19 protein-coding genes and 1 pseudogene are annotated in these 22,767 nt (G+C 71.8%); 14 read left to right on the top strand and 6 right to left on the bottom strand.

The genetic code is table 11. The annotated features are described in order from the left end of the window. The first annotated feature begins 203 nt into the window (after nt 1-203). The 4 genes from MXD57_RS26770 to MXD57_RS26755 are packed head-to-tail and all read left to right on the top strand — an operon-like array spanning nt 204 to nt 5,002. Nucleotides 204-1,049 (top strand): GHMP family kinase ATP-binding protein, encoded by an 846-nt coding sequence (locus tag MXD57_RS26770; RefSeq protein WP_250404598.1) that lies wholly within the window; start codon nt 204-206, stop codon nt 1,047-1,049. A gap of 10 nt (nt 1,050-1,059) precedes the next feature. Next, the gene (locus tag MXD57_RS26765) at nt 1,060-2,127 is read left to right on the top strand and encodes a PLP-dependent cysteine synthase family protein (RefSeq protein ID WP_250404597.1); all 1,068 of its coding nucleotides are present in this window, start codon (nt 1,060-1,062) and stop codon (nt 2,125-2,127) included. After that, on the top strand, nt 2,124-3,380 hold the full coding sequence (locus MXD57_RS26760; protein WP_250404596.1) for an ATP-grasp domain-containing protein: 1,257 nt from the start codon (nt 2,124-2,126) through the stop codon (nt 3,378-3,380). The genes MXD57_RS26765 and MXD57_RS26760 overlap by 4 nt, the downstream gene beginning before the upstream one ends. Further along, nucleotides 3,377-5,002 (top strand): lyase family protein, encoded by a 1,626-nt coding sequence (locus MXD57_RS26755; RefSeq protein ID WP_250404595.1) that lies wholly within the window; start codon nt 3,377-3,379, stop codon nt 5,000-5,002. The genes MXD57_RS26760 and MXD57_RS26755 overlap by 4 nt, the downstream gene beginning before the upstream one ends. Nucleotides 5,003-5,104: 102 nt before the next feature. Here the strand turns inward: MXD57_RS26755 and MXD57_RS26750 are convergent, their stop codons facing one another. The 3 genes from MXD57_RS26750 to MXD57_RS26740 form a co-directional block, all read right to left on the bottom strand. Beyond that, the gene (locus tag MXD57_RS26750; protein ID WP_250404594.1) at nt 5,105-5,515 is read right to left on the bottom strand and encodes a hypothetical protein; all 411 of its coding nucleotides are present in this window, start codon (nt 5,513-5,515) and stop codon (nt 5,105-5,107) included. 41 nt (nt 5,516-5,556) lie between these two features. Further along, the gene (locus tag MXD57_RS26745) at nt 5,557-6,276 is read right to left on the bottom strand and encodes a hypothetical protein (RefSeq protein WP_250404593.1); all 720 of its coding nucleotides are present in this window, start codon (nt 6,274-6,276) and stop codon (nt 5,557-5,559) included. Between the two features lie 385 nt (nt 6,277-6,661). Further along, nucleotides 6,662-7,411 carry a helix-turn-helix domain-containing protein gene (locus tag MXD57_RS26740; RefSeq protein WP_250404592.1) on the bottom strand — a complete coding sequence of 250 codons (750 nt, stop codon included), beginning with the start codon at nt 7,409-7,411 and terminating at the stop codon, nt 6,662-6,664. Between the two features lie 244 nt (nt 7,412-7,655). Between MXD57_RS26740 and MXD57_RS26735 the strand changes: the two genes are divergently transcribed. The 4 genes from MXD57_RS26735 (at nt 7,656) to fusA (ending at nt 12,637) form a co-directional block, all read left to right on the top strand. Beyond that, entirely contained in the window at nt 7,656-8,327 is a 672-nt protein-coding gene (locus tag MXD57_RS26735) for a DUF4097 family beta strand repeat-containing protein (RefSeq protein ID WP_250404591.1), read from the top strand. Between the two features lie 32 nt (nt 8,328-8,359). Next, complete coding sequence (locus tag MXD57_RS26730) at nt 8,360-9,322, top strand: ABC transporter ATP-binding protein (protein WP_250404590.1); 963 nt, start codon at nt 8,360-8,362, stop codon at nt 9,320-9,322. Beyond that, nucleotides 9,319-10,110, top strand: a complete 792-nt coding sequence (locus MXD57_RS26725; protein WP_250404589.1) for an ABC transporter permease — start codon at nt 9,319-9,321, stop codon at nt 10,108-10,110. The genes MXD57_RS26730 and MXD57_RS26725 overlap by 4 nt, the downstream gene beginning before the upstream one ends. A 469-nt stretch (nt 10,111-10,579) precedes the next feature. After that, the gene (fusA, locus tag MXD57_RS26720; protein WP_250404588.1) at nt 10,580-12,637 is read left to right on the top strand and encodes an elongation factor G; all 2,058 of its coding nucleotides are present in this window, start codon (nt 10,580-10,582) and stop codon (nt 12,635-12,637) included. A 176-nt stretch (nt 12,638-12,813) separates the two neighbouring features. Here fusA and MXD57_RS26715 read toward each other — a convergent pair. After that, nucleotides 12,814-13,154: pseudogene (locus MXD57_RS26715) on the bottom strand (sugar kinase); the annotation flags it as partial. A 195-nt stretch (nt 13,155-13,349) separates the two neighbouring features. Between MXD57_RS26715 and MXD57_RS26710 the strand changes: the two are divergent. The 6 genes from MXD57_RS26710 to MXD57_RS26685 all read left to right on the top strand — a co-directional run bounded on the left by MXD57_RS26710 (nt 13,350) and on the right by MXD57_RS26685 (nt 20,657). Further along, the gene (locus MXD57_RS26710; RefSeq protein WP_250404587.1) at nt 13,350-14,666 is read left to right on the top strand and encodes an ABC transporter substrate-binding protein; all 1,317 of its coding nucleotides are present in this window, start codon (nt 13,350-13,352) and stop codon (nt 14,664-14,666) included. A 6-nt stretch (nt 14,667-14,672) separates the two neighbouring features. Continuing rightward, a complete protein-coding gene (locus MXD57_RS26705; RefSeq protein ID WP_250404586.1) occupies nt 14,673-15,659 on the top strand; it encodes a carbohydrate ABC transporter permease in 987 nt (328 codons plus the stop codon). Further along, nucleotides 15,652-16,527: a carbohydrate ABC transporter permease gene (locus MXD57_RS26700; protein WP_250404585.1), complete on the top strand. Its 876-nt coding sequence runs from the start codon at nt 15,652-15,654 to the stop codon at nt 16,525-16,527. Before MXD57_RS26705 ends, MXD57_RS26700 begins: the two co-directional genes overlap by 8 nt. Beyond that, nucleotides 16,524-17,921: a GH1 family beta-glucosidase gene (locus MXD57_RS26695; RefSeq protein WP_250404584.1), complete on the top strand. Its 1,398-nt coding sequence runs from the start codon at nt 16,524-16,526 to the stop codon at nt 17,919-17,921. Before MXD57_RS26700 ends, MXD57_RS26695 begins: the two co-directional genes overlap by 4 nt. Before the next feature lie 278 nt (nt 17,922-18,199). After that, nucleotides 18,200-19,522: a L,D-transpeptidase gene (locus tag MXD57_RS26690; RefSeq protein ID WP_250404583.1), complete on the top strand. Its 1,323-nt coding sequence runs from the start codon at nt 18,200-18,202 to the stop codon at nt 19,520-19,522. Nucleotides 19,523-19,889: 367 nt separating this feature from the next. Then, nucleotides 19,890-20,657, top strand: coding sequence for a YcnI family copper-binding membrane protein (locus MXD57_RS26685; RefSeq protein ID WP_250404582.1), 768 nt, complete (start codon nt 19,890-19,892; stop codon nt 20,655-20,657). 88 nt (nt 20,658-20,745) lie between these two features. Here the strand turns inward: MXD57_RS26685 and MXD57_RS26680 are convergent, their stop codons facing one another. Further along, entirely contained in the window at nt 20,746-21,453 is a 708-nt protein-coding gene (locus MXD57_RS26680; protein ID WP_250404581.1) for a response regulator, read from the bottom strand. Then, nucleotides 21,450-22,685, bottom strand: a complete 1,236-nt coding sequence (locus MXD57_RS26675) for a sensor histidine kinase (protein ID WP_250404580.1) — start codon at nt 22,683-22,685, stop codon at nt 21,450-21,452. The genes MXD57_RS26680 and MXD57_RS26675 overlap by 4 nt, the downstream gene beginning before the upstream one ends. Nucleotides 22,686-22,767: the final 82 nt, after the last annotated feature.

The raw sequence follows: 22,767 nt of genomic DNA, 5'->3' as shown, positions 1-22,767 counted from the left end.
GGATGCAGGACGACGCCCGCCGCAGGTACCGCCGTGCTCCGGCACTCGCTCCCCTGCGTGCTTCGCCTGCTACGCGCCCCGATCCGGAGCGGCTCCGAACATGGATGTGACAACCCGTCGACGCAGCAGAGGAAGCCGGGGAACAGGTGGATCAGAGCGGAGGGCGGATGGGTGAGGCGTCGGCCCCGACACACCATGGTGAGGTGCTCCAGGGGTTGTTCCGCGACCGGGGCACGGACCGGCGCGGCCTCGTCACCCTCCCCTGCCCCCTGTACTGCGCGCGAGCCCGCTTCGCGTCGGACGGCGGGGGCGACGTCACCGTCTCCCCCGGCTGGCGGACCAAGGCTCGCACGGCCGCCCGCCTGACCCTGGCCGCCCACGGCCTGCCCCCCGGCGGACACCTGGAGATATCCAGCGACGTGCCGCTCGGGCGCGGGTTCGGATCCTCCACGAGTGACGTCATCGCGGCGATCGGGGCCGTCCAGGACAGGTACGCGCTGCGCCTGCCTCCGGAGGACAAGGCCCGGCTGGCGGTGCGCGCCGAGATCGCGTCCGACTCGTTGATGTTCGACTCGACGGCCGTGCTCTTCGCCCATCGGGAGGGCGGGGTCATCGAGGACTTCGGGCACCCCCTCCCGGCGGTGTTCGTGCTCGGCTTCGGGTCCAGGCCGGCCGAGGGGGGCCGCGGAGTCGAGACACTTTCCCTCCCTCCCGCCCACTACACCGACGACGACGTCGCGGAGTTCGCGGAACTGCGGGCCATGCTCCGCGAGGCCGTACTCGCCAAGGACGTTGCCCTGCTCGGCCGCGTGGCCACCGCCAGCGCCCGCCTCAACCAGCGCCACCTCCCGGTCCCGCAGCTGGACCGCATCCTCGAGATCGCCGAGGATGCGCGCGCGGTGGGCCTCCAGATCTCGCACAGCGGGGATGTCGCCGGGCTGCTCTTCGACCGCGACCACCCCGCGCTCACCGCCCGCTCCACACGCGCCGAGGGGTTACTGCGCGACATCGGCATCGTCGAGACATGGAAGTTCACGACGAACGGATGAATGAGAGTTCATGACAACCCATCAGTCAGCCGTCTACGCCTCGGTGATCGAGGCGATCGAACTACCCAAGATCATCCACATCGGCGGCAACCTCTACGCCGCCGCGTTCACCCTGATGAAGCTCCTGCCCGCCCGCCACATCATCGACAGGGCCATCGCCACCGGCGACCTCACCCCCGGCACACCGGTCATCGAGACGTCCTCCGGCACCTTCGCCCTCGGGCTCGCCCTCGTCTGCCGGCAGCGGGGCTTACCTCTCACCATCGTCGGCGACCATTCCATCGACGACGACCTGCGCACCCGCCTGGAAATGCTCGGAGCCGAGGTCGAACTCGTCGAGGACCACGGACAGCCCGGCGGCATCCAGGGCGCCCGGCTGGCCCGGGTCGAGGAGTTGTGCCGGGCCAGACCGGAAAGCTTCGTGCCCCGGCAGTACACCAACCCCGAAAACCCCGCCGCCTACGCCTCGGTGGGCCGCCTCGTGTCCCGCACCCTGGGAGCCGTCGACTCCCTCGTCGGACCCGTCGGCTCGGGAGGGTCCACGTGCGGCATCGCCTCGACCCTGCGCGCGGACACCCCGGCACTGCGCCTGATCGGCGTCGACACGCACGGCTCCGTCATCTTCAAGGCACCGGAGAGCCCCCGTCTGCTGCGAGGCCTCGGCAGCAGCATCGTCCCCGGCAACGTCGCGCACACCGCGTACGACGAGGTCCACTGGGTGGGCCCCAGCGAGGTCTTCCACGCCACCCGCGAACTCTACCGCCGCCACGGCCTGTTCATGGGTCCCACCAGCGGCGCCGCGTTCCTCGTCGCCTCCTGGTGGGCGGAGCGCCATCGCGACTCCACGGTCCTGGCGATACTCCCGGACGAGGGGTACCGCTACCAGTCCACCGTCTACAACGACGCCTGGCTGCGCAGCCGGAACGTCCTGCCCGCGCAGCCCACCGACGGCCCCCGCCTCGTGCAGCGGCCGGGGGAGGGCGGCGGAAGCTGGTCCAGACTCCTGTGGAACCGCCGCACCTACGACGACGTCGCCGGCGCCCCCACCGGCCTCCAGACGCAGGGGAGCTCCGTGTGACACAGCCCGTACTGCTGCTCGTCGAAAGCAACACGACCGGAACGGGACGGCAGTTCGCCCGGCAGGCGAGGGCGTTGGGAATCCAGCCCGTACTGCTCTGCACGGACCCGGGTCGATACCCGTACGTGGCCGAAGACGACCTACGCGCAGTGGTCGTCGACACGGCGGACGACGCCGCCGTCCTCACCACCGCCCGACGCCTCCGGCAGCAGGCTCCAATAGCCGGGGTCACCTCCAGCTCCGACTACTACGTGGCCACGGCCGCAGCCACCGCACGTGCTCTCGGCCTGCCCGGCCCCGACGCCGACGCCGTACGGGAATGCCGCGACAAGGGACGGCAGCGACAGCGGCTGCGCGAGGCGGACGTGGCCGTCCCGCGCCACGAGCGGGTGCGCGGCGCCGGTGAGGCACGGACCGCCGCGGACCGCATCGGCTACCCCGTCGTACTCAAGCCCGTCCAGGGTTCCGGCAGCCTCGGAGTGCGGCTGTGCGCGGACGCCGAGGAGGTGTCGGCCCACGCCGCGGCACTGGCGTCAGCGGCCGTGAACGAGCGCGGCGTGGCCGTACCCTGCGACATCCTCGTCGAGGAGTACCTGCGCGGCGCCGAGTACTCCGTGGAAGTGTTCGGCTGCACGGCCGTGGTCGTCGTCGCGAAGCACCTGGGCCCGCTGCCTGACTTCGTCGAGCTGGGACACGACGTCCCGGCCCCGGTACCGGAAGCCGCCGCGGCACTGCTCCGGGACCAGGCCGTGCGCGCGGTGAAGGCGCTCGGACTCGGCTGGGGAGCCGCACACGTCGAGCTGCGCATGGACGGCGGCGACGTCCGCGTCGTCGAGGTCAACCCGCGACTGGCCGGCGGCATGATCCCGGAGCTGGTCCGCCACGCCCTCGGTATCGACCTGGTGGCCTGGCAGGTCAGGGCCGCCGTCGGCGCTCTCCCGAACGACACCCCGCGGGCAGCCCGCTGGGCGGCCGCGATCCGCTTCCTCACCACCGGCAGCCCGGGCTTCCTCGCCGACCGCACCCGGACCGAGCGGAGCCTGGAGACCGCCCGCGCCGTACCGCACATCGAGACCGCCGTGTTCTACCGCGCTCCCGACGAGCCGGTTGAACCCGCCCGCGACTTCCGTGGCCGACTCGGACACGTCATCGCCTCCGCCGCCGACGCGGCCCTCGCCGGGGCATCCGCCGACGAAGCACTGCGCGAACTGGCCGGCGCGCTCCGCCCGGCCCCCGAGGAGGCATCGGCATGAGCACCGAACGCACCACAGACGCAGCGGCCGCAGTGACGCGACCCGGCGTGGACACCGGAAGGCTGAGCACCGGGCTGAACGACGAGGCCCACGCGATCGTCTACGACCAGTACCTCCCCGTCGACGACGCGGCCGACGGGCTCGGCGAGGAGCTCCACCTCATCAGCGAGGTCGACCGCGCCCACCTCGTGATGCTCACCGAGCGAGGGATCGTCGAGCCGGCCCGCGCCTCCGCCCTCCTGCGCGCCATCGACGATCTGCGCCGCAGCGACTTCGCCGCCGTACGAGCCAGGCCCATGCCCCGGGGCGTCTACCTCGCTTACGAGGGCCTGCTGACCGAACGGCTCGGCGAGGAGATCGGCGGTGTGATGCACACCGGCCGCTCCCGAAACGACCTCAACGCGACGACGGCCCGGCTGCGCGGCCGTCGGCACTTCTCGCGCCTGGTGGACGCGACCGAGGCGTTCGCGAGGACGCTTCTGGACAAGGCCGAGGAGCACAGGGCCGTCGTCATGCCCGCCTACACCCACGGGCAGCCCGCCGTCCCCATCACCTACGGGCACTACCTGGCCGGCGTGGGCTGTTCCGTGCTCCGCGCGCTCGAAGACCTGCTGCACGCCGGGCGGGAGCTCGACACCAACCCCCTCGGCGCCGGAGCCGTGGGCGGCACGTCCGTGGCCGTCGACGCGGAGCGTACGAGCGTCCTGCTCGGGTTCACGGGCCCAGCCCGCAACTCCGTCGACGCCGTCGCCTCCCGGGACTTCGCGCTCAGACTGCTGGCCGCGGCCTCCGCGCTGGGCGTCACCGTCGCCCGCGTCGCCCGGGACCTCTCGGCCTGGACCTCGGAAGAGGCCGGCCTCGTCCACCTCGCGGACGACCTGGTGGGTTCCAGCTCGATGATGCCCCAGAAACGGAACCCATTCCTCTTGGAACATGTCCAGGGCAGGGCGACAGCGAGCCTCGGCGCGTTCACGGCGGCCGCCTCATCGATGGCCACCGCCTCCTACACCAACGCCATCGCCGTCGGCACGGAGGCACTGCGGCACACGTGGCCCGGGCTGGGGAACGCGACGGACGCCGTGACCCTGCTGCGGCTCGTCGTGCACGGCGCCGAACCGGATGCGGAGCGCATGCTGCGGCGCGCCGTCGACGGCTTCACTCCCGCCACCTACCTGGCCGAGCGACTGGTCGCCACGGGGATGCCGTTCCGCAGCGCTCACCATCTGGTGGGCAAGACCGTACTGCGCGCCCTGGACACCTCCCGGTCCTTCGCCGAGGCCGCCCATGACGTCCCGGAGATCGCCCGGCTGGCGGCCCGCCACGGAGCCCAGGATTCCACCGGCGGTCTGGACGACTGGTTGCAACCGGCGGCCGTCGCTCGGGCCTGCGCGTACGGTGGCGGACCCGGCGGTGACTCGACGGCCCGCGCTGTGGCCGGACTCCGCGCCGATCTGCAGCGGGCGCGGGACAGGGCGGAGAAGCGCCGGACGCGTTGGGCGGCCGGTGCGGCCGCTCTCGACGAAGCGGTGCAGAAACTGGTGCACCCGGGCACGGGGGCATCGCCGGACCGTCCTCGTATCCGCTCAGGGCACCACGCCTTTTCGCCGTGGTCGGCCTGGTGACATCCCCGTCGCGCCCGCACTGTCCATGTCCCTTGGCCGGAGTGAAGGAGTAAGGGACGGGCGGGAGGGGCGGCGAGATCGCAGCCGGGGATCGGCGCGCGCTCAGCCGGTCGCGCGTCGGCCGGGGCGTGGCGCCGCACCCGTCCGACGGCAACGCTCCCGAAGCTCCGCGAGGACCGCCTTCTCACGGGAGTCGACGTCACCGTCCACGGCGGCCACGCGCTCCGCGGCGTCGAGGACGTCGCCGAGATCGCCCGGCTCGGCGTCCACGCGCTGCCACACCTCGGCCGGGTCGACGTCGACGACGTGCGCGAGCCGCTCGTCGACCACCTCGTGCCGCTCCCGGACCAGCCGCACCAGATGCCGCATCAGCAGCGCCTCGTCGTCGGCGATTTTGGCCTTCGCGTTCGCCCTGAGCACGAGCCATGCGACCCACAGCATCAGCTGCGGGTGCCGGCTGCGCTCGCTGATTCCCTCGGCGATCTCGATCACCCGCGCCTCGTTCCGGAACACGGCCCGCGCGTGCCGGCCGGCGAGAAGCGTGGTGTAGCGGTTCAGCAGGACGGCGAGGGGAGGCCGACCAGGGGGATGCCGATCTTGATGACGTTGCGCTGGAGGAGGTGCTTCCCGACGACGGGGAGCGCCTTGCCCGCGGTGATTGCCGATCCGGAGTAGAAGCGCTTGACCAGCGGTCGCACCAGGGCCGGGACCGCCTTGACCACGCCTTCCCGTGCCGCTTCCCCGCTCTTGATCGTGAAGGCCACGCGGATGAGCTTCCACAGATCCTCGGGGTCGTGCACGTCGAGCGGGACCCGGTAGAGGACGGAGAGGTCGTAGGCCAGGCGGAGCTGGAGTCGGGTGGTGAACGCGACGTCGACCATCATGGTCGCCACGGCCGCGGGGACGGTCGCCGGCGAGGCACCCCCGAGGCTCCCGATGGTGGCGGCGACGGTCGCCGTGTAGGCCCCGGCGGAGAGCCCGCCTTCGAGCGCCGCGTACCGGGCCGCCATCTTGATCCGCTGATCCACGATGGCGTCCGCGGGCACGCCCGCGTACCGGTCCTGGAAGTACTGCCAGTCCACCTTCTCGGTGTACGAGTTCATGGCGTGGGCGGCGAGCTTGGTGAACCAGTTGCCCGACTTGATGTCGTCCGCGCTCAGGCCCTTGACGAAGTCCTTGATCTCGGCCTGCTCCTGCTCGACGACCTTCCGGTCGGCGGCCTCGGCGGCCTCGGCCGCGTCGGTGTCGGCGGCGTGCGTCGGTGCTTCTGTCATGGCGGTTCCCCCCAGACTGTTCCGCGGTCGGCTGCGGTGTGGGGTGCGGGCACCCTGGCTGCCGTCTCCGCGAGTTGATGCGGCGAGCGGCACAACGGCCGCTCGGTCCTCCCCTTGAGGCGGAACCATACCGATGTGGATGCCGAATTCCGCATGGTTGTCGGCTTCCGTGCGGGGGTGGGGTGGTCCGAGGGTGATCAGGCGATCGGGTGACCCGAGGGAACCGCACCATCGATCAGCCCCGTCGCGGCTGGTCGAGGATCTCGTGAACGTCCCACCGCGATCACCGTGGGAACACGGGCGAGAGGGCCACGACCTGCACGGTCGCGGCCCTCTGCTCGTAGGGTCCACGCGGCCTGCCGTCCGCGCGGTCCGCGTCAGCCGCTCAGCGGTCCTCCCGCGGACCGGCGGTGCCGGACCGGCGCTCCTCGGGCCGCGCGTAGAGGATGTCCCGCGCCTGTTCCGCGGCGCGCTCCAGGCTCTCGCCGACGAAGTCGACGAAGCGGGCGATGTTCTCCAGGCGGGTGGCGGCGGGAGTGTCGGGGCCGAGGAGGGCGACGCCCTGTCGTGCGGTCTCGGCGAGTTCGGCGTTCGACCGGGCGGCCGCGATCATCCCCTGGTACCAGACGTCGTTGTCGACCGTGTAGCGCTCGCGGCGGCGTTCGTCGCGCTCGCGGCGGATCAGGCCCTGGCTCTCGAGTTGGGTGATGGCCTTGGAGATCGACGCCGGGCTGACCTGGAGGTGCCGGGTGAGCTCCGCCGCTGTGAGGCTGCCGGTGTCGGCGGTGTAGAGGCAGGTCAGCACCCGGGACATCATCTTCGGCAGGCCCTGACGCATCAGCAGGGTGGTGAACGCCTCCTCGTACGCGCGCACCGCCTCGGCGTCGCGGCCGTGGACCCGCGAGGCCGCCGTGTCGCGAGGGGTGGCCGGCCGACGGCGGTGGGCGCGCTGTTCGGTCGCACGGTGGGCGAGGTCGGCGCGGTAGGCGGTGGGGCCGCCGTTGCGCATCACCTCGCGGGTGACGGTCGAGGTCGGACGGTCGAGGCGCCTGGCGATCTCCGCGTAGGCGAGGCCGTCGGCCAGTCCCAGCGAGATCTGCTGGCGTTCCTGCTGGGTGAGTCGGCCTCCCGGCATCGCGGTCCCCTTCGTGTCGCGTGGTGGCTCACACCATAGCGTTCACTCCTGCTCCATTGCAACGAGCGTTGGTGGGGTCGTTGCGTTAGAGTCTCAGCGGTTGCAACGAAATATGTCATCTGACATGCGGTAATGCTTTCTTGACGCAACGAGTACGTTGCCATTTATGTGAACGCAACGTAGCTTTTCCCTTGTTGGAAACGACGGGCCGCACGGGCCCACGCCATGGAAGAGGGAACACGTCATGCACAAGTTCGACACCCCCGCCCCGGTCTCCGCAGTCCTGGACATCCCCGCGGGCCAGATCCGGTTCATCGCCAGCGACCGGACCGACACCACGGTCGAGGTACTGCCCGCCGACGCCTCCAGGGGCCGCGACGTGAAGGCGGCGGAGGAGATCGAGGTCGCCTACGCCGAAGGCGTCCTGCGGATCGAGGCCCCCGCGGCGAGGAACCGGATCCTCGGCCCCTCCGGATCCGTCGAGGTGACCGTTCAACTGCCCGCCGGGTCCCGGGTCGACGCGAAGGCGGCCCTCGCCGAACTCCGGGGCGTCGGACGCCTCGGCGACATCGCCTTCGAGGGCGCGCAGGGCTCGGTCAAGCTCGACGAGACCGCCGGCGCCCGCCTCACCCTCCAGGCCGGCGACGTCTCGGTCGGCCGCCTGGGCGGGTCCGCCGAGATCAGCACCCAGAAGGGCGACATCAGCGTCGCCGAGGCCCAGCGCGGCGAGGTCACCCTGCGCACCCAGCACGGCGGGATCTCGGTCGGCGCCGCCCGCGGAGTCGCCGCCTCGCTCGACGCCGGCACCGGCTACGGCCGGATCCACAACTCGCTGCGGAACGCCGACGGCGCCGGCGCCGGCCTGACCATCCACGCCACCACCGCCTACGGCGACATCGCCGCCCGCAGCCTCTGAATCCGCAGACGACAGATCAAGGGGGCCCACCCATGACCGACCTGGCCATCGCGGCGAACGGGCTGCGCAAGTCCTACGGCGACAAGACCGTCCTGGACGGCGTCGACCTGGCCGTACCGGAGGGAACGATCTTCTCCCTGCTCGGCCCGAACGGCGCCGGCAAGACAACCGCCGTCAACATCCTCTCCACCCTCATCCCGCCCGACCCCGGCAGCGGCCCCGTCCGCGTCGGCGGTCACGACCCGCGCACCGCGGGGCAGGCGGTACGCGCCGCGGTCGGCGTCACCGGGCAGTTCTCGGCCGTCGACGGTCTGATCACCGGCGAGGAGAACATGCTCCTCATGGCGGACCTGAACCACCTCACCCGGCGCGAGGGGCGCCGGGTGACCGCCGAACTTCTGGAGCGCTTCGACCTCACCGACGCCGCGAAGAAGCCCGCCTCGGCCTACTCCGGCGGCATGAAACGCCGCCTCGACATCGCCATGACCCTGGTCGGCGGCCCCCGCATCATCTTCCTCGACGAGCCGACCACCGGCCTCGACCCGCGCTCCCGGCACACCATGTGGCAGATCATCCGCGAACTCGTCACCGGCGGCGTCACCGTCTTCCTCACCACCCAGTACCTGGAGGAGGCCGACGAACTCGCCGACCGCATCGCCGTCCTCCACGACGGCAGGATCGCCGCCCAGGGCACCGCCGACGAACTCAAGCGCATCGTCCCCGGCGGCCACGTCCGGCTCCGCTTCACCGACCCCGCCGCCTACCGGAGTGCCGCCACCGCCCTGCGCGAGGCCACCCGTGACGACCAGGCCCTCGCCCTGAACATCCCCGGCGACGGCAGCCAGCGCGAACTGCGCTCCCTCCTCGACCGGTTGGACACGGCCGGCATCGAGGCCGACGAGCTGACCGTGCACACCCCCGACCTCGACGACGTCTTCTTCGCCCTCACCGGCGGCGCCGCCATCCCCGACCAGCCCAAGGAGAACGCCCGATGAGCACCCTCGCCCTCGCCCTGCGCGACTCCTCCACCATGCTGCGACGCAACCTCCTGCACGCCCGGCGCTACCCCTCCCTCACCCTGAACCTCCTGCTCACCCCGATCATGCTGCTGCTCCTGTTCGTCTACATCTTCGGCGACACCATGAGCGCCGGCATCGGCGACGGCAGACCGGACCGTTCCGCCTACATCGCCTTCGTCGTCCCCGGGCTGCTGCTGATGACCATCGGCAGCACCGTGGTCGGTACCGCGGTCTCCGTCTGCAACGACATGACCGAGGGCATCATCGCCCGCTTCCGCACCATGGCGATCCACCGCGGCTCGGTGATCATCGGCCACGTCATCGGCAGCGTCCTGCGGTCCGTCGTCAGTGTCGTCCTCGTCGGCGCCGTCGCCGTGGCCATCGGCTTCCGCTCCACCGACGCGACGGTCCTGGAATGGCTGGCGGCCTTCGGGCTGCTCGTGCTGTTCTCCACCGCGCTCACCTGGATCGCCGTCGGCATGGGCCTGATCAGCCCCAACGCGGAGGCCGCCGGCAACAACGCCATGCCCCTGATCCTGCTGCCGCTGCTGTCCAGCACCTTCGTCCCCATCGACGCCATGCCCGGCTGGTTCCAGCCCGTGGCCCGGTACCAGCCGTTCACCCCCGCGATCGAGACCCTGCGCGGACTCCTCCTCGGCACCGAGATCGGCGACAACGGATGGCTCGCCATCGCCTGGTGCCTCGCCCTCGCCGTCCTCGGCCACCTCTGGTCCACCAAGAAGTTCGACCGCGCCCCCAGGTAGCCGGCCATGGCCGCGCGGGCCACTCCCGCCTCCCGCCTCCCGCCCCCCCCGGGGGGGGCGGCGTGCTCCGACACCCGTCGAGGTGCGCCGCCCCGTTCGTCGGGCGTGTGCCGCTGCCGCGCCGAATATTCGCTGCGGCCGCCCGCCGCCATCCCTAGACTCACCACGCACGGGCCGACCCGCCGGAACACAGGGGGGCGTCCCATGCGTCCACCGAACCGTGATCACCGAGGGGAGCCCGGCCGTGCGTGACCGTACCGCCGTCGTCGTTCCCCCGTCGCGGTCCGAGGTGATCCTGGTGTCCTCGTCCGTCCGGTGCCCGCTGCGCGGCCGGTACCGGATGCCCGCGGCGACCCGCTGACCCGGTTCATCAACTCGTAGGCCCGTCCGGCCGTTCCAGGGTTCCCCGGGGTCCTCTCGTCCGGGAATCGCGCTGCCCCTCTCCTGATCCGCAGAAAGGCCACGGGCCGTGCGCACCAACCTCCGTACCCTCGCCGTCGTCCGCAACCTCGGCATCCTCGCCCACGTCGACGCCGGCAAGACCACCGTCACCGAGCGCGTCCTGTACGCGACGGGCACCACCCACAAGCGCGGCGAGGTGCACGACGGCACCACCGTCACCGACTTCGACCCGCAGGAACGCGACCGTGGCATCACCATCTACGCCGCCGCCGTGAGTTGTGCCTGGGACGGCCACCGCATCAACCTCATCGACACACCGGGCCACGTCGACTTCGCCGACGAGGTCGAACGTTCGCTGCGCGTCCTCGACGGGGCGATAGCGGTGTTCGACGCCGTCGCCGGGGTCGAGCCGCAGAGCGAGTCGGTGTGGCGGCAGGCCGACCGGCACGGCGTCCCGAGGATCGCCTTCGTCAACAAGCTGGACCGCGCGGGCGCCGACCTCGACCGGGCCGTCGACTCGATCCGGGAACGGCTGCATCCGGCCCCGCTGGTCGTCCAGTTGCCGATCGGTGCCGAGGACGGGTTCACCGGTGTGGTGGACCTGGTGCGGATGCGGTCCCTGGTCTGGGCCGACGGCGCGAGCACGGCGACGCGGGGACCGGTGCCGGAAGCCCTGCGTGCGGAGGCGCTGCGGCGGCGCCGGACTCTGGAGGAGGCGGTGGCGGAACTGCATCCGGCCGCCCTGGAGGAGTTCTGCGACCACGGGACCCTGTCCGCCGCCACCCTCGCGGCCACCCTGCGCGACCTGACCCGCACCGGCGACGGCGTGGTCGTCCTGTGCGGCTCCGCCTACCGCAACCGCGGCATCGAACCGCTGCTGGACGCGGTGGTCGCCTACCTGCCGTCGCCGTTGGACGTGCCCGCCGTGTCGGGCGTGCACGAGGACACCGGGCAGCACCGGGCCGCCGACCCCGAAGCGCCGTTCACCGCCCTCGCGTTCAAGGTGAACGCGGGCAGCACCGGACGCCTCACCTACGTACGCGTCTACTCGGGCACCGTCGAGAAGGGGGACACCGTGTGGGACCCGGCCACCGGCCGCACCGAGCGGGTGGCGCGGATCCTCAGGGTCATGGCGGACCGGCACGCCCAGCTCGACCGGGCGGTCGCCGGTGACATCGTCGCGCTGGCGGGCCTGAAGTCGGCGCGTCCCGGCTCGACCCTGTGCGATCCCGGCGCCCCGCTGCTGCTGGAACCGCCCGTGGCCGCCGAGCCCGTGGTGTCCGTGGCCGTGGAGGCGCGGCGTGCCACGGACACCGGGAAGCTGGCGACGGCACTGGCGCGGCTGGCGCAGGAGGACCCCTCGCTCGCGGTGCGCACCGACGGCGAGACCGGGCAGACGGTGCTGTCCGGGATGGGGGAACTGCACCTGGAGGTAGCGGTGGAGAAGATCCGGCGCGAGGGCGGACCCGAGGTCACGGTGGGCCGTCCGAGGGTCGCGCACCGGGAGACCGTCGTGGGAGGGGTGAGCGGGCATGTGCACCGGCACGTCAAACAGGACGGTGGCGCAGGACAGTTCGCCCACATCGTCCTGGACGTCGAGCCGATCGGTGCCGAAGCCGGGGCCACCGGCTTCGAGTTCCGGTCCGTCGTGGTCGGCGGGCGGGTGCCGCAGGAGTACGTGCGCGCGGTGGAGGCCGGCTGCCGGGACGCCCTGGCGGAGGGACCGCTCGGCGGTCATCCGGTGACGGGGCTGCGGGTCACGCTGACCGACGGCTCCACCCATGTGAAGGACTCCTCCGACATGGCGTTCCGCACCGCCGGCCGGCTGGGTCTGCGCGCCGCGCTCGGCGCCTGCGCGATGGTTCTGCTGGAGCCGGTCGCCGAGGTCACGGTCACCGTGCCGCAGGACGCGGTCGGCGGCGTGCTCGGCGACCTCGCCGCCCGGCGCGGCCGGGTCGGCGGATCCGGGACGCGGGGCGACGTGGCGGTGCTGACGGCCACGGTGCCGCTGGCCGAGCTGTTCGGCTACGCGACCCGTCTGCGCAGCCGTACCCAGGGGCGGGGCACCTTCACCATGCGAGCGGCCGGCTATGCGGCGGCGCCGGTGAGGACCCCGGTCCGGTAGCGGCGGTGGGGGTGCGCGTGGTCCGGCCCGGGCATCCCCGGCGGGGAACCACCGCGCGCACCCCCGGCGGTCCTCACACCAGCCGTCCGTCCAGCGCCGTCCGCCAAGCCGGTGGGGGCGCGGGGCGGACGGCGGGCCGGGGCGGCCGGCCGCCCCGGGTGAAGAACACGCCGCCCCAACGGCCGCTCGGCCCGTGCCAGTTCACGAAGCGCGAGGTCGAACAGCTCCACCCGTACCCGGGTCTCGCCGACGTCGACCCCGATGAGGCACCCGTTGTCCGGCCGTATCCGCAGCAGCCGCCGTGGCCGGCCCGCGTCCGAGCCGACGCTGCCCGACTCCTCGACCAGGCCGCGGCCGGCAGTTCGGCCACGACGTTGCTGGCGGAGCCCGAACTCAGCCCGGTCGCCGGGACCAGCGCCCGCCGGCTCGTCGGCCCGTCGAAATGCAACCGTTGCAGAACGGCGCCCCGGCTCTCCCGCCGCGGGTCACGCACCGTACGGCCGCCCAGTCCCGCCACCCGGCCTCCCTGGCTCGCGAACGAATCCCGCCCGCCGGACCGGACGGCGCTGCCGGATCTCTTGACGGGCGTTTCTCCTGAGGTTTAACTCACATCCTAAATTAAGCCATGAGGGGCTTCGGGGGCCGAACGGGGTGTCGGCCTTCACGACCAGCCCCGAGGGGTATCGACTCCCGGAAAGGGACACCAGGAGCCATGCGCAGCATCCGAGCCGCGGCCGTAGGCGCCGTCACCATGTCTCTCGCCCTCGCGGCCACGGCCTGCGGAGGCGGTTCGTCGAGTGGCGGCGGGTCCGGCGACTCGCCGAAGACGCTCACCTACTGGGCCTCCAACCAGGGCGCCAGCATCGCGATCGACAAGAAGGTCCTGCAGCCCGAGCTCGCCAAGTTCCAGAAGCAGACCGGCATCAAGGTGAAGTTGGAGGTCGTGCCCTGGTCCGACCTGCTCAACCGCATCCTCACCGCCACCACTTCGGGCCAGGGCCCGGACGTGCTGAACATCGGCAACACCTGGAGCGCCTCCCTGCAGGCAACCGGCGCGCTGCTGCCGTGGGACGGGGAGAATTTCGCCAGGATCGGCGGCAAGGACCGCTTCGTCGACTCCGCGCTCGGCTCGACCGGAGTCCGGGGCAAGGACCCGGCCGCGGTGCCCCTGTACTCGATGGCGTACGCGCTCTACTACAACAAGCAGATCTTCGCGGACGCCGGCATCTCCAAGCCCCCGGCCACCTGGGACGAGCTGATCGCCGACGGCAGGAAGATCAAGGCGAAGGGCAAGTCGGTCCTCGGCGCCGAGGGTGCCAACGTGTCGGAGAACATCCACCACGTCTTCGTCTTCGCCAAGCAGCACGACGCCGACTTCTTCACCGCCGACGGCAGGCCCGACTTCACCAACCCCGAGGTGGTCGGGGCGGTCAAGCAGTACGTCGACCTGATGGCCGAGGACAAGGTCATCCCGACCGGCGACGCCGAGTACGCGCAGAACCAGTCCGTCAGCGACTTCGCCAAGGGCAAGCAGGCCATGCTGCTGTGGCAGTCCGCGGCTTCCAACCTCAAGGCACAGGGCATGAGCGAGAACGCCTACGGAATCGCCCCGGTGCCCGTGCAGTCCGGCACCCCCGGCACCGGTGCGCAGACCAACTCCATGGTCGCCGGCATCAACATCGCCGTGTTCAAGAACAGCCACAACGTCGACGGCGCCACCAAGTTCGTCAAGTTCATGACCAGCGACGCCGAGCAGAAGGTCCTCAACACCGCCTACACCACCATCCCGCCGGTCAAGGCCGCCCAGGCCGACACGGCGTTCAACTCCCCGTCCAACGCGGTACTCAAGAGCACCCTCGCCACCAGCGCGGCCCCACTGCCGCAGGTCGCCTCGGAGTCGCAGTTCGAGACGGCCGTCGGTACCGCCGTCAAGGACCTGTTCGCCGACGCCGCCGCGGGCCGCGCGGTGACCACCGACTCCGTCAGGGCCAGGCTGGAGAAGGCCCAGCAGCAGATGCCGGCGGCGTGAGCCGACATGACCTCCACCGCCCTGAAGGAGCCGGTGCGCCGGACGCCCCCCGGTGCGGCGCGCGAACCCCGCCGCCGCACCGGGCGGATCCGCCGCGTCGGACTGCCGTACCTGCTGCTCCTGCCCGCGCTGCTGCTCGAACTCCTGGTCCACCTGGTGCCGATGGTCATCGGCATCGTGATGAGCTTCAAGGAGCTCACCCAGTTCTACATCCGCGACTGGGGCAGTGCCCCGTGGTCCGGCCTCGGCAACTACGAGGTGTCGGTCGACTTCGACGCGCCCGTCGGCGAGGCACTGCTGCACTCGTTCCTCACCACCGTCGGCTTCACCCTGCTCTCGGTCGGCCTGTGCTGGCTGGTCGGCACCGCCGCCGCGATCTTCATGCAGGACACCTTCCGCGGCCGCGGACTGCTGCGCGCCCTGTTCCTGGTGCCGTACGCGCTGCCCGTCTACGCGGCCGTCATCACCTGGGTGTTCATGTTCCAGCACGACAACGGCCTGGTGAACCACGTGCTGCACGACCAGCTCCACCTCACCGACGAGCCGTCGTTCTGGCTCATCGGCGACAACAGCTTCTACGCCCTGCTCGCCGTCTCGGTCTGGAAGGGCTGGCCGTTCGCCTTCCTCATCGTGATGGCCGGCCTGCAGAACATCCCGAAGGAGCTGTACGAGGCGGCCGCGCTGGACGGCGCCGGGGTGTGGCAGCAGATCCGCCGCATCACCCTGCCGTCGCTGCGCCCGGTCAACCAGGTGCTGGTCCTGGTGCTGTTCCTGTGGACGTTCAACGACTTCAACACGCCGTACGTGCTGTTCGGCAAGAGCGCCCCGGAGGCCGCCGACCTGATCTCCGTGCACATCTACCAGGCCTCGTTCGTCACCTGGAACTTCGGCACCGGCTCCGCCATGTCGGTCCTGCTGCTGCTCTTCCTGCTGGCCGTGACCGGCGCGTACCTGCTGTTCACCTCACGCGGACGGAGGACCGCCGATGGCTAGCCCCGGCGCCCCGATGCCGAACTCGCCGATGGCGCCGCCCCGTTCCTTCCTGTGGACGCGACGGATCTTCCTCACCCTGCTCACCGGCTTCGTGCTGGTGCCGGTGTACGTGATGGTCTCCAGTTCGCTGAAGCCGCTCGCCGACGTCACCGGCGAGTTCCGCTGGCTGCCCAGCGGGCTGACCATCCGCCCGTACATCGACATCTGGTCCACGGTGCCGCTCGCGAAGTACTTCGTGAACTCCCTCGTGGTGGCGGGCGCGGCGACCGTCTGCTCGGTGGTCATCGCGGTGTTCGCGGCCTACGCGGTCAGCCGCTACGAGTTCCGGGGCAAACGCGTCTTCACGGTCACCGTACTGTCGACGCAGATGTTCCCCGGCATCCTCTTCCTCCTCCCGCTGTTCCTGATCTACGTCAACATCGGCAACGCCACCGGCATCGCCCTGTTCGGCTCCCGCGGCGGCCTGATCCTGACGTACCTGACGTTCTCCCTGCCGTTCTCCATCTGGATGCTGATCGGGTACTTCGACTCGGTGCCGCGCGACCTGGACGAGGCCGCGCTGGTCGACGGCTGCGGTCCGCTGAAGGCGCTGCTCAGGATCGTGGTGCCGGCCGCCGTCCCCGGCATCGTCGCGGTCGCCGTGTACGCGTTCATGACCGCGTGGGGAGAGGTTCTCTTCGCCTCCGTCATGACCAACGACACCACCCGCACCCTCGCCGTCGGTCTCCAGGGCTACTCCACCCTCAACGACGTCTACTGGAACCAGATCATGGCCGCCTCGCTGGTCGTCAGCGTGCCCGTGGTGGCCGGCTTCCTCCTCCTGCAGCGCTATCTCGTCACCGGTCTGACGGCCGGCGCCGTCAAATGACCACCCTCCCGTACCACGAAGGGACTCCCGTGTCCGACCGCATCGACCTCGCCGCACTCCCGCACGACTTCCTGTGGGGCACGGCCACGGCGGCCTACCAGATCGAGGGGGCCGTCGACGAGGACGGCCGTTCGCCCTCCATCTGGGACACCTTCTCGCACACCCCCGGGAAGATCGCGAACGACGACAACGGCGACGTCGCGTGCGACCACTACCACCGCTGGCGCGAGGACGTCGCCCTGATGCGCCGACTCGGCACCAACGCCTACCGGTTGTCCGTCGCCTGGCCCCGTGTGGTCCCCGGTGGGACCGGCGCCGTGAACCCCAGGGGTCTCGCCTTCTACGACGAGTTGGTGGACGCCCTGCTGGAAGCGGGCATCACCCCGGCCGTCACCCTCTACCACTGGGACCTGCCCCAGGCCCTCCAGGACCGGGGCGGCTGGCCGGAACGCGCCACCGCCCTGGCGTTCGCCGAGTACGCCTCGACCGTCGCCGGGCGCCTCGGCGACCGCGTCAAACTCTGGGCCACCCTCAACGAGCCCTCCTGCTCGGCCTGGATCGGGCACCTGGAAGGCACCATGGCCCCCGGCTGGACCGACCTGACCGCGGCCGTCCGCGCCTCCTACCACCTGCTTCTCGGCCACGGCCTCGCCACCCACGCGATCCGTGCCGCCGTCCCCGACGCACAGGCCGGCATCGTCAACAACCTCTCGACCGTCTTCCCCGCCACCGACCGCCCCGAGGACCTGGCGGCCGCCCGCCGCCTCGACGGCCACGTCAACCGCTGGTGGCTCGACCCCGTGCACGGCCGCGGCTTCCCGGCCGACATGCTCGAGACCTACGGGGTGGACCTCCCGGAACGGCCGGGCGACCTGGAGACGATCGCCGCTCCACTGGACTGGCTCGGCCTGAACTACTACTTCCCGGCCTACGTGGCCGACGACCCCGAGGGCCCGGCGCCACGCGCGCGTTCGGTCCGCCGTCCCGACGTCCCGCGCACCGGCATGGACTGGGAGATCGACGCGAGCGGCATCGAGACCCTGCTGCTGCGCCTGACCGAGGAGTACGGCGCCCGGAAGATCCACGTCACCGAGAACGGCGCGGCCTACCCCGACGTGGTCCGCCCCGACGGCACCGTCGACGACCCGGAGCGCCGGGAGTACCTGGAGGGGCATCTCGCCGCCTGCGCCTCCGCCGCGCGCAAGGGCGCCCCGCTGGCCGGCTACTTCGCCTGGTCGCTGCTGGACAACTTCGAGTGGGCGTACGGCTACGACAAGCGCTTCGGCCTGGTCCACGTCGACTACCGCACCCAGGCGCGCACGATCAAGGGCAGCGGCCACCGGTACGCGGACATCGTCCGCGCCCACCGCGGCCGGACCCGCCGGGCCGCCTGAGTCCGCTCGCGCCGCCGGGCCGGTGCGCGGCCCGGCGGCCGCAGGCCCGCGACGGCGCGGACCGCCCGCCGAACGGCGGCCCGCGCGTCAGCCGGGCGCGTGGCGCCCGTCACGAGCCGATCGCGCCGGTCCGGTCCCCGGTGGCCCGTGCGGCGACGGTGGCCTGTGCCACAATTTGCCCATTTGGTGCCTGTGGGTGTGTATAAGTGATTCGTGGGGGCGTTTGTCCCTTCGGGGGTGAATCCGGAGATCCCGGCACCGAGACATGGGAGAAGAGTTTGACCGCGGTACGAATACGACGCACCAAGCTGGTGGCTGCGGCCGGCGTACTCGGCGGTGTGCTCGCAGTCACGGCCCTGGGCGGTACCAGCAGTGCTGCCACCGGCGGCAGCGAAGCGGGCAGCCCCGCGCAGACGCAGGCTCCGGGCGGCAGCGACACCGGCGCCCCCGCGGGGACACCGACACCGGCGGCCACCCAGGACGCTTCTCCGGCGGCCACCCAGGACGCTTCTCCGGCGGCCTCCCAGGACCCTTCCGAGGCCCAGATAAAGATCACGCCCCGACAGGGCGCCCACAACGTCGGGATCGACGACCCCGTCAAGGTCACCGCCAGTAACGGCAAGCTCACCAAGGTGACCATGACCGCCGTCGCGAGCGGTGCCGAGATCCCGGGCACCCTGTCCGCGGACGGCACGTCCTGGCAGCCGGACGGCCCGCTGAAGCGCGCCACCAAGTACCAGATCGCCGCGGAGGCCGAGGACACCGAGGGGCGGGCCGCCAACGAGAACGCCACGATCACCACGGCCTCCCCGGCCAACGACTTCATCGGGCACCTCTCCCCCCAGAACGGCTCGACCGTCGGTGTGGGCATGCCGGTGACGGTCACCTTCGACAAGCCGATCACCCACAAGGCGGCCGTGCAGTCCGAGATCCGGGTCAGCTCCAGCAGCGGCCAGCGGGTCGTCGGCCACTGGCTCAACGACGGCCGCCTGGACTTCCGCCCCGAGCACTACTGGCAGCCGGGCTCCACCGTCACCGTCGCGCTCGACCACCAGGGCGTGCGCAAGACGGTCACGTTCAAGGTCGGCCGGAGCCAGATCAGCACGGTCGACGCCAAGACCAAGCAGATGACCGTCGTGCGGGACGGCAAGAAGATCAAGACCATCCCGATCTCGTCGGGCAGCGCCGAGCACCCCACGTACAACGGCCAGATGGTCATCTCCGAGAAGTTCCGGCACATCCGTATGAACGCCGCCAGCGTCAACCTCACGGAGAAGGACGGCAAGCCCTCGTACGACATCGCGGCCGTGCCGCACGCCATGCGCCTGTCCGACTCGGGTACGTTCATCCACGGCAACTACTGGGGTGCCGACTCGGTCTTCGGCAAGGTCAACACCAGCCACGGCTGTGTGGGCCTGAAGGACGTCAGGGGCGGCGGCGACAGCAGGCAGCCGGCCGCGTGGTTCTTCGACAACTCGATGATCGGTGACGTCGTGATCGTCAAGAACTCCGAAGACAAGACCGCGCTGGCCCCGGACAACGGCCTCAGCGACTGGAACATGCCGTGGAGCGAGTGGGTCGCGGGCAGCGCGGCCGACTGACGCCAAGCCAAAGGCGGGCGCGTTCACGGCCCGCCGGCGGGCCTGGGCCGACTCGACCAGTTCGAAGACCATCGCCGAACTGCCCGACGTGCCTGGAAACCGTGGAATGCCGCACTCACGGGCTGTGCGGCCGTCGCGCGCCAGGTGCGCGAGCCGTGGCGCAGGTCTGTCTGAGCGGTGCGGGGCAGACGGAGGCCGGTTCCGGCAAGCATGCAGACGTCGACCTTCCAGGTGCGCGGAAGGTTGCACGCACGGGTGGAGAAGTTGCGCCCCCGGACAGGCGGCCGGGCCCGTACCGCCTCTCCGGCGCCGGCTGAACCGGACTTCGATGCGGCACGTACCTTCCGGCATGGAAGGATCCCTCACCATGAGCGCTACGGAGATCCACTCAGTCACGTCCCCCACGTCCGCGCGCCGCGCCGTCCTGCCCCGGGCCGGTGCCCTCGTCGCCCTCAGCGCCTTCGGGGTCCTCGCCGCGGCCGGTGTCGCGTCCGCGCACGTCACCGTCCATCCGGAGAGCTATGCCAAGGGCGCCACGGACGGCGTGCTGACGTTCCGGGTGCCCAACGAGGAGGCCGGTGCCGCCACCAGCAAGGTGCAGGTCTTCCTGCCGACCGACCATCCCGTCCTCGGGGTTCTCGTCCACCCGCAGGACGGGTGGAAGCCGAAGGTGACCACCACCAAGCTGAAGACGCCCGTGAAGACCGATGACGGGACCATCACGGAGGCCGTCTCCCAGATCACCTGGACCGGCGGGAAGATCGGGGCGGGGGAGTACGCGGACTTCGACGTCGCCTTCGGCGCACTGCCGGACGACACCGGGCAGTTGGTCTTCAAGACGCTGCAGACCTACTCCGACGGCAAAATCGTCCGGTGGATCGAGACGCCCGGCAGCGGGGAGGAGGCGCAGGATCCTGCGCCCACGCTCACGCTGACGCAGGGGCGCGGCGAGGACGCCGCCCCCGTGTCGGCGAAGAGCGGGGACGGCGGCAGCGTCGAGGCGGCGGCCGACGGGAACGACGGTACCGCCCGGGGACTGGGCATCGGTGGGCTCGTCGTGGGAGCGCTGGGGCTGGCCGCGGCCGCCTTCGCCATCGTGCGGGGGCGTTCCCCGAGGTCGGACGCCCAGCCGTGACCGGGAAGGTGGGCCGGAAAGCCGGTGAACCTTCCCGGTCACGGCACGAGCCGCGGACCGCGGGTCGAGGCACCCGAGCCGCTTCGGGTCAGCGGCGGATCAGGCCCAGGTCCGTCGCCACGGCTACGGCGGCCGTGCGGGAGTCGACGCCGAGCTTGGTGTAGGTGCGGGCCAGGTGGGACTTGACGGTGCCCTCGGTGAGGTGGAGCCGTCGGCCGATCGCCTGGTTGGAGAGGCCCTGCGCGACCAGGGTCAGGACCTCCGTCTCGCGCCGGGTCAGCGCGACGGCGGGGGTGCGCAGCCGGTTCATCAGGCGGTCGGCGACGGCCGGGGCCAGCGCGGTGCGGCCGGCGGCGGCCGTGCGCACCGCAGCCGCCAGTTCCTCGGGATGCGCGTCCTTCAGGAGGTAGCCGGTGGCGCCCGCCTCGATGGCGGGCAGCGTGTCCGCGTCGGAGTCGTAGGTGGTGACGATCAGGACCCGCGGGGCGCCCGGCCGGGCGGTGATGAGGGCGGTGGCCTCGGCGCCGCCCATTCCGCCGCCGAACTGCAGGTCCATCAGGACGACGTCGACGTCGCCCTCGGCGGCACGGCGGACCGCGTCCTCGGCCGTGGCCGCCTCGGCCGTCACGACGATGCCGGGCTCGGTCTCCAGCACGGCGCGCAGCCCCGCCCGGACCACCGGGTGGTCGTCGGCCAGCAGCAGTCGGACGGGGGCGCCGTGCGTGGCGGGGCCGGAGTCGCCGGCTGCGTCCGGGGCGGGATCGCCGGGAGCGTCCGGGCTCGGGTGGTCGGTCATCGGTGGGCCTCGGGTTCGCCGGGTTCGGGCGCCTGCGCGCGCGGGTTCAGGGGGAGCCGGGCGGACAGCGACGTACCCCCGCCGGGGGAGGAGTCGACGGTGAGGGTGCCGCCCAGTGCGTTCATACGGGCGCGCATCGCGGCGAGGCCGAAGCCGCCGCCGTCCGGGTCGGAGGGTGGCGGCAGAGCGGGGTCGAATCCGGTGCCGTCGTCGGCGACGTCCACGCGGACCTGGTCGTCGAGGTGGGTGAGGGTGACGTCCGCGGTGCTCGCGGCGGCGTGCCGGACGGTGTTGGCCAGCGCGGACTGGGTGATCCGCAGGAGGGCCACCTCGTGGGCGGTGGGCAGGGCGACCGGGGCGCCGGTGAGGTGGAAGCGGACCGTGAGGGGATGGCGGGCGGAGGTCGTCGCGCACAGGCGTTCCAGCGCGTCGGCCAGTGTGCCGCCCTCCAGGGCCGGCGGGGTGAGGGCGGCGACGAAGCGGCGGGCCTCGGCGAGGTTGTCCACGGCGGCCTGACGGGCCTGGTCCACATGGCGGGCGGCGGCCCCGGGCCGCTCCGGCAGCGCGCGTTCGGCGGCGCGCAGCAGGAGCTGGATGCTGGACAGGCCCTGGGCCAGGGTGTCGTGGATCTCACGGGCCAGGCGTTCGCGTTCGGCGAGCACTCCGGCGGTGTGCTGGGCCCTGGCCAGGTCGGCGCGAGTGGCGGTCAGTTCCTCGATCAGCCGACGGCGCCGCTCGCTCTCCCGGTACAGGGCCTGGTACCCCCACACCACCGCGACGGCCACGGCGGCGCCCAGCGCCGGGCCGATCACCATGGCGACGCTGAAGGCGTGCTGATGGGCCGCGAAGGCGGTGATCGCCGCGAGTGCCGTCGCGGCGACCGCCGTCAGCGCGGTCCACCGCGGCAGCAGGTGGAGCTGGAGGAAGTACAGCGGGAAGGCCAGCCAGACGCCGTCGGCGGACAGGGCCAGCAGCACCAGCCATACGGCGCCGAGGCAGGCCAGCCACACCGTCGCCGGCCGGCGTGAGCGGCGTACACCGGGCAGCAGCGGGCCGGCCGCGTAGACGAGGCCGCAGGCCACGGCGGCGGCGACGGTCGCCCCGGGATGCGGCCCGCCGTCGGTCACGACCCGCCCGGCGGCCAGCGCGAGCAGGCCGGCGATCAGCAGGTGCAGACACCAGGCCAGGACCCGGCTGGTCGGGATCGGGGCGGCGGGGGGAGAGGAGTTCACAGTGCGTCCAGGCTACGGAGCCGGACCCCCTGGTGGCCTCCATCGAAAGTTACAACCCGGACGCCGCCTTTCCGGCCGGTGA

The organism is Streptomyces cellostaticus (genome assembly GCF_023630175.1).
GTDB classification, from domain to species: domain Bacteria; phylum Actinomycetota; class Actinomycetes; order Streptomycetales; family Streptomycetaceae; genus Streptomyces; species Streptomyces cellostaticus_A.
Note: the sequence above shows the minus strand (reverse complement) of the source record. Positions and strands in the feature narration are given on the sequence as shown.

What these genes read in the sequence shown, in the direction of transcription:
- MXD57_RS26765 (WP_250404597.1), top strand. Translation starts at nt 1,060, where the DNA reads ATGACAACCCATCAGTCAGCCGTCTACGCCTCGGTGATCGAGGCGATC.
- MXD57_RS26755 (WP_250404595.1), top strand. Translation starts at nt 3,377, where the DNA reads ATGAGCACCGAACGCACCACAGACGCAGCGGCCGCAGTGACGCGACCC.
- MXD57_RS26745 (WP_250404593.1), bottom strand. Translation starts at nt 6,276, where the DNA reads ATGACAGAAGCACCGACGCACGCCGCCGACACCGACGCGGCCGAGGCC.
- MXD57_RS26740 (WP_250404592.1), bottom strand. Translation starts at nt 7,411, where the DNA reads ATGCCGGGAGGCCGACTCACCCAGCAGGAACGCCAGCAGATCTCGCTG.
- MXD57_RS26735 (WP_250404591.1), top strand. Translation starts at nt 7,656, where the DNA reads ATGCACAAGTTCGACACCCCCGCCCCGGTCTCCGCAGTCCTGGACATC.
- MXD57_RS26730 (WP_250404590.1), top strand. Translation starts at nt 8,360, where the DNA reads ATGACCGACCTGGCCATCGCGGCGAACGGGCTGCGCAAGTCCTACGGC.
- MXD57_RS26725 (WP_250404589.1), top strand. Translation starts at nt 9,319, where the DNA reads ATGAGCACCCTCGCCCTCGCCCTGCGCGACTCCTCCACCATGCTGCGA.
- MXD57_RS26710 (WP_250404587.1), top strand. Translation starts at nt 13,350, where the DNA reads ATGCGCAGCATCCGAGCCGCGGCCGTAGGCGCCGTCACCATGTCTCTC.
- MXD57_RS26705 (WP_250404586.1), top strand. Translation starts at nt 14,673, where the DNA reads ATGACCTCCACCGCCCTGAAGGAGCCGGTGCGCCGGACGCCCCCCGGT.
- MXD57_RS26700 (WP_250404585.1), top strand. Translation starts at nt 15,652, where the DNA reads ATGGCTAGCCCCGGCGCCCCGATGCCGAACTCGCCGATGGCGCCGCCC.
- MXD57_RS26695 (WP_250404584.1), top strand. Translation starts at nt 16,524, where the DNA reads ATGACCACCCTCCCGTACCACGAAGGGACTCCCGTGTCCGACCGCATC.
- MXD57_RS26685 (WP_250404582.1), top strand. Translation starts at nt 19,890, where the DNA reads ATGAGCGCTACGGAGATCCACTCAGTCACGTCCCCCACGTCCGCGCGC.
- MXD57_RS26680 (WP_250404581.1), bottom strand. Translation starts at nt 21,453, where the DNA reads ATGACCGACCACCCGAGCCCGGACGCTCCCGGCGATCCCGCCCCGGAC.